This is a genomic window from Streptomyces sp. NPDC048182 (assembly GCF_043202555.1).
In the GTDB taxonomy this organism is placed as follows: Bacteria; Actinomycetota; Actinomycetes; order Streptomycetales; family Streptomycetaceae; genus Streptomyces.
This window is the reverse complement of record NZ_JBIDAQ010000019.1, coordinates 81262-97181: the sequence shown is the minus strand read 5'-3', so window position 1 is coordinate 97181 and position 15920 is coordinate 81262. Positions and strand designations below refer to the sequence as shown.

Sequence of the window (15920 nt, the reverse complement as noted above, 5' to 3'; positions counted from 1 at the left end):
CGTGCACCCCCGTATCGAGGACTACGCGCTCATCGGCGACGAGCAGACCGCCGCCCTGGTCGGCACCGACGGCTCGGTGGACTGGCTCTGCCTGCCCCGCTTCGACTCCGCCGCCTGCTTCGCCCGGCTGCTCGGCGACGACGACAACGGCCACTGGCGCATCGCCCCCGCGGGCGCGGAACGCTGCACCCGGCGCGCCTACCGGCCCGACACCCTGGTCCTGGACACCGAGTGGGAGACGGCGGACGGCGCGGTCCGGGTCACCGACTTCATGCCGCAGCGGGACCGGGCGCCCGACCTGGTGCGGGTGGTGGAGGGCCTGCGCGGCGAGGTCACCCTGCACAGCGTGCTCAAGCTGCGCTTCGACTACGGCTCGGTGGTCCCCTGGATGCGCCGCACCGACGGGCACCGGGTGGCGGTGGCCGGGCCCGACTCGGCCTGGCTGCGCAGCGAGCCGGAGGTGGAGAGCTGGGGCCAGGACTTCGGCACGCACGCCGAGTTCACCGTCGCCGCCGGCGAGAAGGTGGCCTTCGTCCTCACCTGGCACCCCTCGCACGAGCCGAGGCCGGCGCTGATCGACCCGTACGACGCGTTGGAGCACAGCGTCGAGGACTGGCGGGCGTGGGCGGCGCACTGCACGTACGACGGGCCCTACCGGGACGAGGTGGTGCGCTCGCTGATCACCCTGAAGGCGCTCACCTACAAGCCGACCGGCGGCATCGTGGCCGCGGCCACCACCTCCCTGCCCGAGGAGCCGGGCGGGGTGCGCAACTGGGACTACCGCTTCTGCTGGCTGCGCGACTCCACCCTCACCCTGGGCGCCCTGCTGGCGGCGGGGTACCTGGACGAGGCCGAGGCGTGGCGCGACTGGCTGGTGCGGGCGGTGGCGGGCAACCCGGCGGACCTCCAGATCATGTACGGCGTGGCCGGCGAGCGGCGGCTGCCCGAGCTGGAGCTGCCCTGGCTGTCCGGGTTCGCCGACTCCGCGCCGGTGCGGATCGGCAACGACGCGGTGAACCAGCTCCAGCTCGACGTCTACGGCGAGGTGATGGACTCGCTGTCCCTGGCCCGGCTGGCCGGGCTGCAACCCGAGCCGCAGGTCTGGGCGCTCCAGCGGGCCCTGATGGACTTCCTGACGACCGCCTGGCGGCAGCCCGACGAGGGGCTGTGGGAGGTGCGCGGCGGGCGGAAGCAGTTCGTCCACTCCAAGGTGATGACCTGGGTGGCCGCCGACCGGGCGGTGCGCACCCTGGAGGCCCACCCGGAGCTGGGCGGCGACCTCGACGGCTGGCGGGCGCTGCGCGAGGAGGTGCACCGGGAGGTGTGCGAGAAGGGGTACGACCCGGAGCGCAACACCTTCACCCAGTCCTACGGCTCCCGCGAGCTGGACGCCGCGCTGCTGCTCATCCCCCGCCTGGGCTTCCTGCCGCCGGACGACCCGCGCGTGGTCGGCACGGTCGACGCGATAGGCGCCGAGCTGACCCGGGAGGGTCTTGTCGAGCGGTACAGCACCGAGGAGGACCCGGCGGACGGGCCGCCGGACGGCCGGGGCCCGGACGGGTTGCCGGGCGGTGAGGGCACCTTCCTGGTCTGCTCGTTCTGGTACGCGGACGCCCTGCACGCCACCGGCCGCACGAAGGAGGCGCGCCGGCTCTTCGAGCGGCTGGTCTCGCTCGCCAACGACGTGGGGCTCCTCGCCGAGGAGTACGACCCGGTGGCCGGCCGCCAGCTCGGCAACTTCCCGCAGGCGTTCAGCCACATCGGCCTGGTGAACACCGCGCTCGCCCTGTTCGGGGACGGCGACGGGGCGGACGAGGAGGCAGACTAGGGGCCATGGATCTTGGACTGAGGGACCGGGTGTACGTCGTCACCGGAGCCACCCGGGGGCTGGGCCACGCCACGGCGCGCGAGCTGGTGGCCGACGGGGCGCGGGTGGTGATCACCGGCCGGGACGAGGAGACGGTGGCCGGCGCGGCGGCCGTGCTCGGCGAGGGCGCGGTCGGGGTGGCGGCCGACAACGCCGACCCGGCGGTGGCCGGGCGCCTGGTGGCCACCGCGCGCGAGCGGTTCGGGCGCTTCGACGGCGTCCTGATCAGCGTCGGCGGCCCGCCGCCGGGGTTCGTCGCGGACAACACCGACGAGCAGTGGGAGGCGGCCTTCGCCTCGGTGTTCCTGGGCGCGGTACGCCTGGCCCGGCAGGCGGCCGAGGAGCTGGGCGAGGGCGGGGTGATCGGCTTCGTCCTCTCCGGCTCGGTGTACGAGCCGATCCCGGGGCTGACCATCTCCAACGGCCTGCGCCCGGGGCTCGCCGGCTTCGCGAAGTCCCTCGCCGACGAGCTGGGCCCGCGCGGCATCCGGGTGGTCGGCCTGGTGCCGGGCCGCATCGACACCGACCGGGTGCGCGAGCTGGACGCCCTGTCCGCCGACCCGGAGGCGACCAGGACGGCGGCCGAGTCCCGGGTGCCGCTGCGCCGGTACGGCACGCCGGAGGAGTTCGGCCGCGCGGCGGCCTTCCTGCTGTCGCCGGCGGCCTCCTACCTGACCGGCGTGATGCTGCCGGTGGACGGCGGAGTGCGGCACGGGTTCTAGACCCGAGGGCTCCGGCCGGGCCCTCAGTTGACTCGTTCCGCGCGGTGCTTGACGCCGTACATCCGGATCTCGGCGGGAAGGTCGCCGAGGTGCGCCGACTCCCGGGCGTGCGCCAGGGCGCCGGTGGCGAGCCGGTCCAGGACGGTGCCGGGGGCCACGTGCGGGGCGAGCAGCAGGCGGAGGCGGCCGGCCGGGGCGTCGCGGCGGCCGGTGAGGCGGACCTTGGCGCGCTCCACGCCGTCCACCCGGTCGGCCTCCCCGGCGAGCACGCCCTCCAGGGCCCGGCCGCGCAGGGCGGCGCCCTCGCCGTCGCCGGTGTCCACCAGGACCTCGGTCAAGCGGCGGCGGCGCACCACGGCGACCAGCCACCACAGGGCGAGCAGCAGCAGGACGGCGAGCGCGGCGATGACGACCGGCCACCACCAGCCGGCGTCCCGCCAGCGGGTCCGCTCCGCGCTGCTGAGCAGCACGTCGTGCGGGCCCTGGTGCACCCACCAGGAGGGCGCGGGGACGTCGAAGCCGATGGCGAGCACGGAGCCGCCGACGGCGAGCAGTACGAGGCCCACCAGCGCGAGCAGCACCCGGTCCACGGTCCTGAGCACGGTCCTCACCCCTTCCGTCCGGGCCGGCCCACCCGCACCGAGACGGCGGGCGGGTGGGCGAGCCCGAGGCCGCGCACCGCGTCGTCGAGGGCGCCGTCCAACTCGGTGCGTACGTCGTCCAGTTCCCGGAAGTGCGCCAGCGCGCGCACCTTGGCCCTGCGGCGGCGCAGCCGCACCCGGGCGTCCTGCACGCCGGGCACCTCCACGGCCCGGTCGCGCAGCGCGGCGGCGGCGGCGTCGCGGTGCAGGCCCGCGCGGACGCCGGGGTGGCCGTGCCGCATCGGCAGCAGGCGGCGCAGGCCGGGGGTGAGGGCGAGGAGCAGCAGCCAGAGGCCGAGCAGCGCGGCGACGGCGGCGCCGATCCGCACCCAGATGTCGTCCAGGTGCCGCACGGCGAGCTGGTGGGCCAGCTCGGGGCGCCAGCCCAGGGCGGTGCGGCCGGCCCGCACGGCGACGATGTCGTAGAGGAAGACGCCCACCAGGAGCAGGCCGAGCAGGGCGACGACGCCGGCCGGAACGCGGCGCGCCGACCAGAAGCGGCCGGTGGGGCCCTCGTCGCCGCTGCCCGCGCCGGGATCCTGCTCGGCGGGCGGCGGGGGTCCGGGGTCGTCGGACTCCTTCTCGAGCACGGGCAGGCGCCGGGTGCTGCCCGTGCCGTCGCCGTCGGGGATCGGGGGCTCGGTCATCGGGTCCTCCCCTGTCTCGCGCCGTACTCCGCCGGCAGGTGCAGCCGCTCCACCTGCACGGCGACCTCCGGCACCGCCATGCCCACCAACGCGCTTACCCGCTGGGCGACTTGATGACGCACCTGACCGCAGCGCGCGCCGATGTCGGCGGGGTAGCCCAGTTCGAGGTGGACGCGGACGCGGGCGACGTCGCGGTGGACGACGACGGTGGCGTGCGGGCGGGCGGCGTCCGCGGGAAGCGCGCCGACCGCCTCGCGGGCCGCCTGCGCGGCGACCTTGGCGACCACCCGGTCGGCGATCCGGGTCGCCCCGCGCTCACCGGCGGGCACGACGGCCTGCGCCGCGTCCGGCCGCTCACCGGCCGCGGTGCTCACGCCGGTCACCGCCGACGGTCGTCGCGGCTGCGGAAGAAGTCGCCCAGCTCCAGGTCGCCCTCGAGGAACCGGCCGGCCACGAACCCGACGGCGCCCAGCGCGGCCACCAGCAGGAAGGCCCCGAAGCCGCCGAACCATCCGGCGAAGCCCAGCGCCATACCGGCGATCAAGCCGACCACGGCCATGCTCATCGTGCGCACTCCTTGCGTGGGGTGGGGCCCGCGTGGGTCGCGGTCACTTGATGCGAGGCTCCGGCTGCTCGTCGTCCTCCTCGTCGGGGAGCTTCACGTCGCTCACCGCGATGTTGACCTCGACGACCTCGAGGCCGGTCATCCGCTCCACGGCCGCGATCACGTTCTCGCGCACGTCGCGGGCGACGTCGGAGATGGCGAAGCCGTACTCGACGACGATCTCCAGGTCGAGCGCGGTCTGCCGCTCACCGACCTCGGCCTTCACCCCGCGCGTCACCGACTTGGTGCCGCCGGGCACCCGGTCGCGCACGGCGCCCAGGGTGCGCGAGACGCCGCTGCCCATGGCGTGGACGCCGTCGACGTCGCGGGCCGCCATCCCGGTGATCTTCTCCACGACACCGTCCGCGATGGTGGTACGGCCGCGCTCGCCTGCGGAACCTCCGCCCCGCCGGGATCCTTGTGTGCTGTGCGCCCCGACCTCGGGGGTGGTCCGCTCCGTCACGTCGCTCATCGCCGCACGTCCTTTCCGGTCGTCCCTCTCCGACCACCGTAAGCGCGGTTGCGCGATCCCGCGCCAGGGATGCGGCAGGGTGGAGGAATGACGACGGCTGACCGGTGGAAGCAGGCGGTACGGGAATCGGTGCGGCTCGGCAGGCTGCTGCCGCTGGGCGGCGCGCCGGACGGCGCGTGGATCGCCGAACGCGCCGTGCGGCAGGTGCTCACGGCGGCGACGGAACGGGTGCCGGGCGTTCGGCCGGACGGGTTGCGGATCGGGCCCGCCGACCCGGAGGCCGCCGGGGAGCCGGCCGTGCCGGCGCCGCCGAGCGCGCTGCCGCCCGGCCCGCTGCGGGTGACGGCCGACTTCGCGGCGACGCCGGCCGAGCCGTTGCCGGAGGCGGCCGCCCGGCTGCGCGCGGCGCTCGAGGCGGCGGCAGCGGAGCTGGGGCTGACGGTGACGGAGGTGGACCTGCGGGCGACGGACCTGCTGGAGTCCGACGCGCCCCCGGCCGCCCCGGCCGAGCCCGATGGGCCCGAGCCGGTGGAGCGGCCGGGCGCCGAGCCGGGTGGCGGAGAGCCGGGCCGGGTGGCCGAGGTGGTGCGGGCGGTGGCCGGCGTGGCCCGGCTGACGGACACGTTGGGGCGGCCGGTGCGGGTCACGGAGACGGCGGAGGAGGAGCGGGGCGCGAGCCTGCCGCGCCGCCATGTCCGGGTGGAGCTGGCGGTGGCGGCGGGTCACCGGCCCGTGGAGGTGGCCCGCCGGGTGCGCGCGGTGGTCGCGGACGCGCTGCCGGACCACCCGTCGGTGGCGGTGCTGGTGTCGGCGGTGGACGCCTGACCGTCACCGTCGGGATTCTGGGCTACTCCCCCAGGCCGGCCAGGTCGCGCAGGCGGCGGGCCTGGGCGGCGCGTTCGGCGGTGCGCTGGGCCTCGTAGTCGCGATGGACGGCGCCCTGGAGCAGGGCCTTGGTCTCGATGACCGCGTCGCGCGGCGCCGCCAGGAGGGCGGAGGCCAGATCGGTCACGGCGCCGTCGAGCTGGTCGCGGGGGACGGTGAGATTGGCCAGACCGGTGCCGACGGCCTCCTCGGCCGCGACGAAGCGCCCGGTCGCACAGATCTCCAGCGCGCGGGCGTAGCCGACGAGGCCCACCAGGGGGTGGGTGCCGGTCAGGTCGGGCACCAGGCCGAGGCTGGTCTCGCGCATGGCGAACTGCACGTCGTCCGCGACGACCCGCAGGTCGCAGGCGAGGGCGAGCTGGAAGCCGGCGCCGATGGCGTGGCCCTGCACGGCCGCGACGGACACGAGGTCGCTGCGCCGCCACCAGGTGAACGCCTCCTGGTACCCGGCGATGGCCGCGTCCAGTTCGGCGTCGCCGCCGCGCGCGAGGTCCAGGAAGGACGGCTCGCCGTCGAAGCCCTCGGGGGTGAACGCCCGCCGGTCGAGCCCGGCCGAGAAGGACTTGCCCTCGGCGCGCAGCACGACCACTCGCACGGAGCCCGGCAGCAGCCGACCGGCCTCGGCGAGCGCGCGCCACAGGGCGGGGCTCTGCGCGTTGCGCTTGGCCGGGTTGGTCAGCGTGACCGTGGCGACGGCACCGTCGAGCGTGAGTCGGACGCCGTCCTGGTCGAGCGCGGGGGCGTCGACTGCGGGCGCGGTCTCGTGCGCGGGTTCGTGGGCGGGCGAAGCCATGGGGCGCCTCCGAGGGTGGGTGCGTGCGGTCGTGGAGCCAAGTGACTGCACAGTAACCACCCGACCGGACTGACGACCGGCCGGGTGGCCACCATCGGAGTCGAGGGCGGCCGCCCGGGATCAGGCTGTCGGTGCCTTCTTGCCCCGGGTCGCCCCGCCACGCCCTCTGAGCGTGACGCCCGACTCGCTGAGCATGCGGTGCACGAAGCCATACGAGCGGCCGGTCTCCTCGGCCAGCGCCCGGATGCTCGCACCGGCGTCGTACTTCTTCTTCAGGTCTGCCGCGAGCTTGTCGCGCGCGGCGCCGGTCACCCGGCTGCCCTTCTTCAGAGTCTCGGCCACCCGTGCCTCCTCATGGGAAGTGCGCTCTGGTTCTTCTCATGATCACCCCTCCCGCGCCACATGGCCACCCATTCGGCAAGGTCGATGGGACCTCGTGGTGACGACGGGAGCGCGTCCGCACATGTGGAACCTGGAATTCCGCTGGCACGTGTCCGTATCCCGAGACAGGCCGTCGGGCGAAGTCCCAGGTCAGAACGGCGAAGCGGCCGGACCCCCGGCGATGGGGATCCGGCCGCGAAATCCGTGTAGGACACACCTCGGGATGAGGAGATCTCACTCAGATGGTGGATCACGGATCGGCCGAATGATCCATATCCAGTGGATCACGCCAGGGCGACGAGGTCGGCGTAGTCGGCGCCCCACAGGTCCTCGACGCCGTCCGGGAGCAGGATGATCCGCTCCGGCTGGAGCGCCTCGACGGCGCCCTCGTCGTGGGTGACCAGGACGACGGCGCCCTTGTAGGTGCGCAGCGCGCCGAGGATCTCCTCGCGGCTGGCGGGGTCGAGGTTGTTGGTGGGCTCGTCGAGGAGCAGCACGTTCGCCGACGAGACCACGAGGGTGGCCAGCGCGAGACGGGTCTTCTCGCCGCCGGAGAGGACGCCGGCCGGCTTGTCGACGTCGTCGCCGGAGAACAGGAAGGAGCCGAGCACCTTGCGGACCTCCACGAGGTCCATGTCGGGGGCGGCGGAGCGCATGTTCTCCAGGACGGTGCGACCGGGGTCGAGGGTCTCGTGCTCCTGGGCGTAGTAGCCGAGCTTGAGGCCGTGGCCCTCGAGGACCGCGCCGGTGTCGGGCTGCTCCACGCCGCCGAGCAGGCGCAGCAGGGTGGTCTTGCCGGCGCCGTTGAGGCCGAGGATGACGACGCGGGAGCCCTTGTCGATGGCCAGGTCGACGTCGGTGAAGATCTCCAGGGAGCCGTACGACTTGGACAGGCCCTCGGCGGTCAGGGGGGTCTTGCCGCAGGGCGCCGGCTCGGGGAAGCGGAGCTTGGCGACCTTGTCGGACTGGCGGACCGCCTCCAGGCCGCTGAGCAGCTTGTCGGCGCGGCGGGCCATGTTCTGCGCGGCGACGGTCTTGGTGGCCTTGGCGCGCATCTTGTCGGCCTGCGAGTGCAGCGCGGCGGCCTTCTTCTCGGCGTTGGCGCGCTCGCGCTTGCGGCGCTTCTCGTCGGCCTCGCGCTGCTGCTGGTAGAGCTTCCAGCCCATGTTGTAGACGTCGATCTGGGAGCGGTTGGCGTCCAGGTAGAAGACCTTGTTGACGACCGTCTCGACCAGGTCGACGTCGTGGGAGATCACGATGAAGCCGCCGCGGTAGGTCTTCAGGTAGTCGCGCAGCCAGATGATCGAGTCGGCGTCCAGGTGGTTGGTCGGCTCGTCGAGCAGCAGGGTGTCGGCGTCGGAGAAGAGGATGCGGGCCAGCTCGATGCGGCGGCGCTGACCGCCGGAGAGGGTGTGCAGGGGCTGGCCGAGCACGCGGTCGGGGAGGTTGAGCGCGGCGGCGATGGTGGCGGCCTCGGCCTCGGCGGCGTACCCGCCCTTGGTGAGGAACTCGGTCTCCTGGCGTTCGTACTGGCGCAGTGCCTTCTCGCGGGTGGCGCCCTGGCCGTTGGCGATGCGCTGCTCGTTCTCGCGCATCTTGCGGATCAGTACGTCGAGGCCGCGGGCGGAGAGGACGCGGTCGCGGGCGAGCACGTCGAGGTCGCCGGTGCGGGGGTCCTGGGGGAGGTAGCCGACCTCGCCCGACCGGGTCACGGTGCCGCCGGCGGGGATGCCCTCGCCGGCCAGGACCTTGGTGAGGGTGGTCTTGCCGGCGCCGTTGCGGCCGACGAGGCCGATGCGGTCGCCCTTGGCGACGCGGAAGGTGGCGTTCTCGATGAGGACACGGGCACCGGCGCGCAGCTCGATGCCGGAGGCGGAGATCACGGGTCAGACTCCTGGGCGGTGGGTGGCGGGGCGGGCGGCTGAGGACGTTCCCGCCGTCTAATGCGCGAGGAGAATGGCCATGGGGTTCATTCTAACGGGGCTGTGCAAGCGGTTTGCTGCGCGGCGACGGGGGTCACAGGGGGCACCGGCGTGTAGGCAACGCCCTGGGGCGGGGCTGCGGGGCCGGTGTCGATCACGGCCGACGTGACTGCACCCCCCAGGGGCGCGGGGTGGTGTCGCTTACAGCTGGCGTGACTGCACGCCCTCAGGGGCGCGGGGAACTGCGCGACCAGCCACGACGTGCCCGCACCCGGGATCGTGGCGCAACCCGGCACTACGGGGGGCGTGGCGCAGCCCGGCGCTGCGGGGTGCCGCTGCGCCCACCCGTGCCGCCCCAGCGGCACGACTGCCCGCAGCTACGAGGGGTGGGCGGGTGCGGCGCAGCTGTGCGGGCAGGCGGAACTGCAACGCCCCAGGGGCGCGGGGAACTGCGCGACCGGCCACGGCGGGGCCGCAGTCGGCGACGCGGCGGGGGGACGTTCAGTTCCTGCCCGTGTGGACCTGGAAGGCGGCTCGGCGGACCGCCTTCGCCAGGGCCGGGTCGGGGTGGGCGGCGGCCAGGGCGACCAGGACCTGCACCGTGCGCGGATGGCCGACGGCGCGGATCTCCTCCAGGAGCGCCGGGATCGTGGGCTGCACCGCGGACTCCAGGTGCCGCACGAGCAGCGGAGCCTCCCCGTGGTCGGCCACCGCCGCCGCCGTGTCGACCCACAGCCAGGTCGCCTCCCGCCGGGTCAGCACGAGGTGCGCGTCCTCCGGGTCCGCCCCGTCGTGCTCGGCCAGCCACAGCAGGGCGTACGCCCGCAGCGCCGGCTCCGCCTGGGCGGCGCGGACCTCCGGCTCGGCGGGGGCGCCGACCACGCGCAGCGCGTCGAAGGCGAGGCCGCGCAGCAGGGCGTCCTCACCGCGGGCGGCGCCGAGCAGCTCGGTGACGGCGCTGCCGACCGGGCGGGCGGCGAGCCAGGCGCGGTACTCGTCGCGGGCCGCGTTGGGGCGCAGTCGGGCGCAGCCGCGGAGCATGTCCTCGGCCGGCTGCTCGATGTGCCCGGCCGGGCTCTGCGCGGCGACGCAGATCTGCTCCAGCTTGACCCACACGGCCCAGTTCCCGAGCGGGGTCAGCGTGGCCTGCCCGTCGCCGCAGGTGAGCGCGCCGACGGCGGCCAGGGCGTGCAGGGCCCAGTCCAGGAGGGGCGCGAGCGGGGTGCCGGCGGCGTCGGGGGTGGGCCGGGTGCCGGGCGCGGCGGGCGCGGGGCGTGGGCCGTAGGGGACCTCGCAGCGCTCGGTGCGCAGTTCGGTGACGCGCTGCTCCAGCAGGTCCAGGAGCTGGGCGACGGGGACGGGACCGGCCGACAGCTGGAGGAAGGAGAGGACCTGCGGCATGGCCGAGACGACGTCCGCGACGGCGGCGGTCTCAAGACCGGCGGGCTCGGGGTGGGCGAGCGACCAGGCGTCGAACAGGGCGACCCAGCCGCGCAGCACGGCGCTGTCGTCGCGGTGCCAGGCGCGCAGCCGCCAGCCGGGGCGGGCGCTGTCGCCGTGCACCTCGACGAGGCCGGCGAGGCGTGCGGTGTCCCAGTCGGCGCGGACCTGGGCGGCGGTCAGGCCCAGCTCCTCGGCGGCCCGCTCGGCGGTGGCGTCGGAGAGGGTGGCCTTGCCGTCGGCGGTCGCGCTGTCCCGGCCGGGGCCGAGCGCGGCGTCGGCCCAGCGGGCCACCCGGGCCGCGCCCGCCAGACCGGAACGCGCCATTCCGGCCAGCGCGGAGCGGGCCGGCGTGCCCTCCGGGGGGCGCGGGGCGGGGCGGCGCGGACGGCGCTGGGTCATCGCGGTGGGGGCGGCGGCCAGGGTTCGCGGGCGGACGATTCGGAGCCTGGAGTCGCGCGGGATACGGGACGTCACAGGTGCAGTCTTCCGGTTGACGGTCCGAAAACCCAAACGGAATGCCCCCGGGGGCCGTCGGGCCGCGCGCCGCGTGCGCCGGGAGCGCGCCCGGGGGGCGTGAACCGGCCAGTGGTACGGGACGGAACGGAACCGAAGGGTGCGTACCGGGGTCAGACCAAGGGGGTCATGAAGCGGCGGACGATTTCCTCGTAGTGGGCCGGGTCCGGGTTCCACATCGCGCCGTGCGGGGCGCCTTCCACCGGGTGGAGGGCGACCAGGCGGGGGTGGGTGGCGGCCAGGCGCTGTGAGTGGCGCCAGGGGGCGACCTCGTCGTCGGGGCCGTGGAAGATCACGGTGGGGACCGAGGGGCGGTAGAGGCCGGCGGTGGACGGGTCGTGGTCGGCGTGCAGCCCGGCCCGGCCCTGCGCCGCGCGCACAGCGAGGGGCAGCAGCGGGCCCGGGGTGCGGCGGGCCGCGGCCAGGGCGCGCAGGGTGGCCTCCCAGCTCAGCACCGGGGAGTCGAGCACCAGGCCGGCGATCCGGTTGCGCAGCCCGGACAGCGCGGCGGTGCGCAGGGCCATGGTGGCGCCGGTGGACCAGCCGTACAGCACGACCTGGCGGGCGCCGTGGTCCACGGCGTACCGCACGGCGGCGTCCACGTCGCGCCACTCGGTCTCGCCGAAGTGGTGCAGGCCGTCGGGCGAGCGGGGGGCGCCTACGTCGCCGCGGTAGGCGAGGGCGAGCATCGGGACGAACCGCTCGTGCAGGGGAGCCATCACGTTCAGCGCGTGCTCGCGGGTGGTGCCGAGGCCGTGCACGGCGATGACCCAGGTGGCTCTGGCGCCGGGCACGAACCAGGCCGGCAGCGGGCCCAGCTCGCCGGGGACCTCGACGTCGGCATACTCCAGGTCCAGGGCGGTGCCCGGGTTGCCGACGTAGAGGTTCGGGGTGAGCCAGGCGTGGTCGCCGGGCTCCAGGGTGCCGTGGGTGACGCCCTCCAGGCGCCGTACGACCGTGTCGGCGCCGGTCTCGGCGGCGCTGACGACCGGGCCGACGACCGCGTGGCTGCCGTCGCCCGCCAGGCCGTAACGGCCGGGGCGGAGCGAGGCGAGGTCGCGGGTGAGGGTGATCTGGCCGGCGGCGAGGCCGTGCACGGTGAGCCGGGGCTCGGTGGGCAGGGGGCGGCCGGGCGGGATCTTCAGAGCGGCGTCGCTGGCGAGCCGTCCGGCGGCGACGCTCGCTGCGCCGGCTGCCAGGGCTGCGGTGACGGCGGTGGCCGTTGCTGTGACAGTGCGCATGGGGTCAGTGTCCTGTCGGAGTCCGGGGGCGGCCAGTGGACGGGCGGCGAGGAGTGACGTGTGCTGCTGCGGCTACCCGTTCGGCGGGGTTGCATGTTGAGGTGTGGGGCTCTGCCCCACGCCCCGCCAGGGGCTCCGCCCCTGGACCCCTTGGCTATGCCCACCCACCGCCCGTTTCTGGTCGAGCAGAGATGTCGCCCTGTCCATAGGTCCTCAGACGGTCGCCCGCCTCTCGCAACTGCTCCCCGCTCAGCAGCGACGGCGTCCGGCCGGGCACCGACGACGCCGTCAGCCAGAGGCGGCACATCCACTCCAGTTGGGCCGTGCGGTCGTACGCCTGGTCCAGGGTGGCGCCGTAGGCCATCGTGCCGTGGTTCTGGAGGAGGCAGGCCGTGCGGTCGGCCAGGGCGGTGAGCATGGCCTCGGCGAGGGCGTCGCTGCCGTATACGGCGTAGGGCGCCACCCGGACCGGGCCGCCGAGTGCCGCCGCCATGTAGTGGACCGGCGGGAGTTCGGGGACCAGCAGCGAGACCGCCGTCGCGTGCACGGCGTGGGTGTGGACGACGGCGGCGGCGTCGGTGGTGCGGTAGATCGCGAGGTGCATGGGCAGCTCGCTGGTGGGGGCCAGGGTGCCGAGCACCTGGCGGCCGTCCAGACCGACCCCCGTGACGTCCTCAGGGGTCAGCCGGTCGTACGGCACTCCCGACGGCGTGACCAGCACGGTGTCCCCCACCCGTACCGAGACGTTGCCCGAGGTGCCGACCACCAGGCCGTCCGCCACCGTCCGCCGGGCCGTGGCGACCAGCGCCTCCCAGGCTTCCCTCACCGTTTCCTCCAGTCACCGCACTGCCCTGCTCAGTTCATCTTCCGTTCACTCTGGTTACTTACGTTCAACCCGCCAATGACTTCGAACGATTGCCTGGGTAAATGGAAAGCTTCTCGCTGATCCTCGCGATAGTGGTCGTCACCGCTCTCGCGTTCGATTTCACGAACGGTTTCCACGACACCGCCAACGCGATGGCCACCACCATCTCGACCGGCGCGCTCAAGCCCAAGGTCGCGGTGGCCATGTCCGCCGCGCTCAACCTTGTCGGCGCCTTCCTCTCGGTGGAGGTCGCCAACACGATCTCCAAGGGTCTCGTCGACGAGACCGGCATCCGTCCCGAGGTCATCTTCGCCGCACTGGTCGGCGCGATCCTCTGGAACCTGCTGACCTGGCTGGTCGGCCTCCCCTCCAGCTCCTCGCACGCCCTGATGGGCGGCCTGGTCGGCGCCGCGATCGCCTCGGCGGGCGTCGGCGCGGTGCACGGCGACGTGCTGGTCACCAAGGTGCTGCTGCCCGCCGTCGCCGCGCCCATCGTGGCCGGCCTCGCGGCGCTGCTCGGCACCCGGCTGAGCTACGCCCTTGGCCGCAAGGCCGACGGCGAGGCCGCCAAGAAGGGCTACCGCGCCGGGCAGATCGCCTCGGCCGGCCTGGTCTCCCTCGCGCACGGCACCAACGACGCGCAGAAGACGATGGGCATCATCACCCTCGCCCTGGTCGCCGGCGGCGCCCTGGCCCCCGACTCCGACCCGCCGGTCTGGGTCATCCTCTCCGCGGGCCTCGCCATCGCGCTCGGCACCTACCTCGGCGGCTGGCGCATCATCCGCACCATGGGCAAGGGCCTGACCGACCTCCAGCCGCAGCAGGGCTTCGCCGCCCAGACCAGCGCCGCGACGGTCATCCTGGCCTCCTCGCACCTCGGCTTCTCCCTCTCCACCACGCACGCCGTCTCCGGCTCGGTGATGGGCGCGGGCCTCGGCCGCAAGGGCGGCGTGGTGCGCTGGTCCACCGCCACCCGGATGTTCGCCGCCTGGGGCCTGACCCTGCCGGCCGCCGCCCTGGTCGGCGCGCTCGCCGAGTGGGTGACCGGCCTCGGCGACTGGGGCACGGCCCTGGTCGCGGTCTTCCTGGTCGGCTCCAGCGCCGCCATCTGGAAGGTCTCCCGGCGCGAGGTCGTGGACCACACGAACGTGGTCCCGGACACGGAGCCTGAGCCCGAGCCGGCCGGCGTGGTGACGCAGGCGATGGCCGCCGTCACGCCCCCGCCGGCGGGCACCCTCTCCGACTCGGACCTGGCGATCACCTTCCCCGCCCAGGCCACCACCGACTCCAAGGCGTCCTCCTCGGCCGCCACCCCCGTCTGAGCCCGCGACCCGGGAACGAAGAGAAGAGAACCCCGATGAAGATCGACTGGGCGGCCCTCGGCTCCGTCTTCGGCGTCAGCCTCGTGGTCACGGTGGGCCTGGTGGCCCTGTTCACCCTGGGCATCGCCGGCCTCTCCCGCCGGGAGCGGGCCGCCGCGCGGGGCGGTTCGGCCACGCTCGCGGTCACCGGCGCCTACGTGTGCTTCGCGGCCTGCGCCGCCGCGGTGGTGTACGGGATCCAACTGATCGTCGTCTGACCCGGCGCTCAGCCGCAGTACGCGCGCAGTACCGAGGAGGCCCGCACGCCCGGCGTGTGGGCCTCCTTACACTCCCCCGCCGCAGGTCAACGGCGAGTTGACGGGTCTTCGCGGGCCGTGGTGGACTGCCCGGGCCATCTCGGCGGCAGGAGAGGAAGCCGGTGCGACTCCGGCGCGGTCCCGCCACTGTCAGCGGGGGCCCCACACGCCCCGCGAGCCAGGAACTCTCGCCGCCGGTCACGTCGAACCAGGGCGCGGACACCCTGAGTGAGGACCCAACGCCATGCGCGGCTGCCCCACGAGGCCCACCTCCAGCGACCCGTTCCCCCGCCCCGCGGCCGGCTGAGCCGTGCGGGCCGAACGCGTCTTCGCGTACGGCGCCGCCGCCGGCCTCCTCGGTGACCTCGTCCTCGGCGATCCGCGCCGCGGGCACCCGGTCGCCGTGTTCGGGCGGGCCGCCGGCGCCGTGGAGCGGGTGCTGTGGCGGGACCACCGGGGCTGGGGCGCGCTGCACACCGCCGTGTGCGCCGGTGGCGCCGCGGCGCTCGGGTCCTCTGCCGCGCGCGCCCTGCGCGCCTCCCCCACCGCCTCCCTCGCCCTGACCGCCACCGCCACCTGGGCCGTCGTCGGCGGCACCTCGCTGGCCCGGGAGGCCCGCGCCGTCGGGCGCGCGCTGGCGGCCGGGGACGTCGAGGCGGCCCGGGAGCGGCTGCCGCACCTGTGCGGGCGGGACCCGCAGGCGCTGGACGCCGACGGGATCGCCCGGGCCGTGGTGGAGTCGGTCGCGGAGAACACCTCGGACGCGGTGGTGGGCGCGCTGGTGTGGGGCGCCGTCGCCGGGGTCCCCGGGCTGCTGGGCTTCCGGGCCGTGAACACCCTGGACGCCATGGTCGGCCACAAGTCCCCCCGCCACCGGCGCTTCGGCTGGGCCTCGGCCCGCCTCGACGACCTCGCGGGCTGGCCCGGCGCCCGGCTCACCGCCCTGCTGGCCACCGCGTCCGGCGCCGACCCGCGCGGCGCGCTCGCCGCCTGGCAGGCCGACGCCGGGCGGCATCCGAGCCCCAACGCCGGTCCGGTGGAGGCGTCCTTCGCGGGCGCCCTCGGTGTGCGGCTGGGCGGGACGCTGTCCTACGGCGGGCGGGTGGAGCACCGGCCGGTGCTGAACGGGGGCGCGGGGCGGGCCGTCGGCACCGGCGACATCGAGCGGGCGGTGCGGCTCTCCCGCCGGGTGGGCCTGCTCGCGCTCGGCGTCTGCGCGGGCGGCCGGGTGCTGGCCGGCGCGGGCGCGCGGGCGCTGGAGCGGATACGGACGCGGAGGGGACGTACATCGTGAACGGTGGGGGTC

17 protein-coding genes and 1 riboswitch are annotated in these 15920 nt (G+C 75.1%); of the genes, 6 read left to right on the top strand and 11 right to left on the bottom strand.

Features of this window, described 5'->3' with window-relative positions; genetic code table 11:
- Position 1 precedes the first annotated feature (1 nt).
- The gene (locus tag ACGFZL_RS29395; RefSeq protein ID WP_393696263.1) at positions 2 to 1828 is read left to right on the top strand and encodes a glycoside hydrolase family 15 protein; all 1827 of its coding nucleotides are present in this window, start codon (positions 2 to 4) and stop codon (positions 1826 to 1828) included.
- 5 nt (positions 1829 to 1833) lie between these two features.
- Positions 1834 to 2589 (top strand): SDR family oxidoreductase, encoded by a 756-nt coding sequence (locus tag ACGFZL_RS29390; protein WP_393696261.1) that lies wholly within the window; start codon positions 1834 to 1836, stop codon positions 2587 to 2589.
- A gap of 23 nt (positions 2590 to 2612) precedes the next feature.
- Here the strand turns inward: ACGFZL_RS29390 and amaP are convergent, their stop codons facing one another.
- Genes amaP through ACGFZL_RS29365 form a run of 5 tightly spaced genes read right to left on the bottom strand, consistent with a single transcriptional unit; the run spans position 2613 to position 4953 of the window.
- Complete coding sequence (gene amaP, locus ACGFZL_RS29385) at positions 2613 to 3200, bottom strand: alkaline shock response membrane anchor protein AmaP (RefSeq protein ID WP_355174870.1); 588 nt, start codon at positions 3198 to 3200, stop codon at positions 2613 to 2615.
- Positions 3197 to 3877 (bottom strand): DUF6286 domain-containing protein, encoded by a 681-nt coding sequence (locus ACGFZL_RS29380; protein ID WP_355174872.1) that lies wholly within the window; start codon positions 3875 to 3877, stop codon positions 3197 to 3199. Before ACGFZL_RS29380 ends, amaP begins: the two co-directional genes overlap by 4 nt.
- On the bottom strand, positions 3874 to 4260 hold the full coding sequence (locus tag ACGFZL_RS29375) for a hypothetical protein (RefSeq protein WP_393696259.1): 387 nt from the start codon (positions 4258 to 4260) through the stop codon (positions 3874 to 3876). The genes ACGFZL_RS29380 and ACGFZL_RS29375 overlap by 4 nt, the downstream gene beginning before the upstream one ends.
- The gene (locus tag ACGFZL_RS29370) at positions 4257 to 4442 is read right to left on the bottom strand and encodes a hypothetical protein (RefSeq protein WP_355174876.1); all 186 of its coding nucleotides are present in this window, start codon (positions 4440 to 4442) and stop codon (positions 4257 to 4259) included. Before ACGFZL_RS29370 ends, ACGFZL_RS29375 begins: the two co-directional genes overlap by 4 nt.
- A 43-nt stretch (positions 4443 to 4485) precedes the next feature.
- On the bottom strand, positions 4486 to 4953 hold the full coding sequence (locus ACGFZL_RS29365; RefSeq protein WP_355174878.1) for an Asp23/Gls24 family envelope stress response protein: 468 nt from the start codon (positions 4951 to 4953) through the stop codon (positions 4486 to 4488).
- Between the two features lie 87 nt (positions 4954 to 5040).
- Here ACGFZL_RS29365 and ACGFZL_RS29360 point away from each other — a divergent pair, with 87 nt between their 5' ends.
- Complete coding sequence (locus tag ACGFZL_RS29360; protein WP_393696256.1) at positions 5041 to 5778, top strand: nucleopolyhedrovirus P10 family protein; 738 nt, start codon at positions 5041 to 5043, stop codon at positions 5776 to 5778.
- Between the two features lie 22 nt (positions 5779 to 5800).
- On the opposite strand, the gene ACGFZL_RS29355 is transcribed toward ACGFZL_RS29360, so the two are convergent.
- The 6 genes from ACGFZL_RS29355 to ACGFZL_RS29330 all read right to left on the bottom strand — a co-directional run bounded on the left by ACGFZL_RS29355 (position 5801) and on the right by ACGFZL_RS29330 (position 12969).
- A complete protein-coding gene (locus ACGFZL_RS29355; protein ID WP_393696254.1) occupies positions 5801 to 6631 on the bottom strand; it encodes an enoyl-CoA hydratase/isomerase family protein in 831 nt (276 codons plus the stop codon).
- 120 nt (positions 6632 to 6751) lie between these two features.
- Positions 6752 to 6973 (bottom strand): helix-turn-helix domain-containing protein, encoded by a 222-nt coding sequence (locus ACGFZL_RS29350; protein ID WP_016826854.1) that lies wholly within the window; start codon positions 6971 to 6973, stop codon positions 6752 to 6754.
- A gap of 323 nt (positions 6974 to 7296) precedes the next feature.
- Positions 7297 to 8895, bottom strand: coding sequence for an ABC-F family ATP-binding cassette domain-containing protein (locus ACGFZL_RS29345; RefSeq protein ID WP_355174884.1), 1599 nt, complete (start codon positions 8893 to 8895; stop codon positions 7297 to 7299).
- Between the two features lie 540 nt (positions 8896 to 9435).
- On the bottom strand, positions 9436 to 10851 hold the full coding sequence (locus ACGFZL_RS29340) for a hypothetical protein (protein ID WP_393696251.1): 1416 nt from the start codon (positions 10849 to 10851) through the stop codon (positions 9436 to 9438).
- Between the two features lie 152 nt (positions 10852 to 11003).
- Entirely contained in the window at positions 11004 to 12131 is a 1128-nt protein-coding gene (locus ACGFZL_RS29335; RefSeq protein WP_393696249.1) for an alpha/beta hydrolase family protein, read from the bottom strand.
- A 154-nt stretch (positions 12132 to 12285) separates the two neighbouring features.
- Positions 12286 to 12969, bottom strand: coding sequence for a class II aldolase/adducin family protein (locus tag ACGFZL_RS29330; protein WP_393696321.1), 684 nt, complete (start codon positions 12967 to 12969; stop codon positions 12286 to 12288).
- A gap of 89 nt (positions 12970 to 13058) precedes the next feature.
- On the opposite strand from ACGFZL_RS29330, the gene ACGFZL_RS29325 reads away from it, so the two are divergent.
- The 3 genes from ACGFZL_RS29325 (at position 13059) to ACGFZL_RS29315 (ending at position 15908) form a co-directional block, all read left to right on the top strand.
- Complete coding sequence (locus tag ACGFZL_RS29325; RefSeq protein WP_355174892.1) at positions 13059 to 14318, top strand: inorganic phosphate transporter; 1260 nt, start codon at positions 13059 to 13061, stop codon at positions 14316 to 14318.
- 35 nt (positions 14319 to 14353) lie between these two features.
- The gene (locus ACGFZL_RS29320) at positions 14354 to 14575 is read left to right on the top strand and encodes a hypothetical protein (RefSeq protein WP_393696247.1); all 222 of its coding nucleotides are present in this window, start codon (positions 14354 to 14356) and stop codon (positions 14573 to 14575) included.
- A gap of 150 nt (positions 14576 to 14725) precedes the next feature.
- Positions 14726 to 14802: riboswitch (cobalamin riboswitch) on the top strand.
- A gap of 122 nt (positions 14803 to 14924) precedes the next feature.
- On the top strand, positions 14925 to 15908 hold the full coding sequence (locus ACGFZL_RS29315) for a cobalamin biosynthesis protein (protein WP_393696245.1): 984 nt from the start codon (positions 14925 to 14927) through the stop codon (positions 15906 to 15908).
- Positions 15909 to 15920: the final 12 nt, after the last annotated feature.

Excerpts from the sequence above, each read along its gene's own strand:
- ACGFZL_RS29390 (WP_393696261.1), top strand. The coding sequence starts at position 1,834 with ATGGATCTTGGACTGAGGGACCGGGTGTACGTCGTCACCGGAGCCACC.
- ACGFZL_RS29380 (WP_355174872.1), bottom strand. The coding sequence starts at position 3,877 with ATGACCGAGCCCCCGATCCCCGACGGCGACGGCACGGGCAGCACCCGG.
- ACGFZL_RS29370 (WP_355174876.1), bottom strand. The coding sequence starts at position 4,442 with ATGAGCATGGCCGTGGTCGGCTTGATCGCCGGTATGGCGCTGGGCTTC.
- ACGFZL_RS29365 (WP_355174878.1), bottom strand. The coding sequence starts at position 4,953 with ATGAGCGACGTGACGGAGCGGACCACCCCCGAGGTCGGGGCGCACAGC.
- ACGFZL_RS29360 (WP_393696256.1), top strand. The coding sequence starts at position 5,041 with ATGACGACGGCTGACCGGTGGAAGCAGGCGGTACGGGAATCGGTGCGG.
- ACGFZL_RS29355 (WP_393696254.1), bottom strand. The coding sequence starts at position 6,631 with ATGGCTTCGCCCGCCCACGAACCCGCGCACGAGACCGCGCCCGCAGTC.
- ACGFZL_RS29335 (WP_393696249.1), bottom strand. The coding sequence starts at position 12,131 with ATGCGCACTGTCACAGCAACGGCCACCGCCGTCACCGCAGCCCTGGCA.
- ACGFZL_RS29325 (WP_355174892.1), top strand. The coding sequence starts at position 13,059 with ATGGAAAGCTTCTCGCTGATCCTCGCGATAGTGGTCGTCACCGCTCTC.
- ACGFZL_RS29320 (WP_393696247.1), top strand. The coding sequence starts at position 14,354 with ATGAAGATCGACTGGGCGGCCCTCGGCTCCGTCTTCGGCGTCAGCCTC.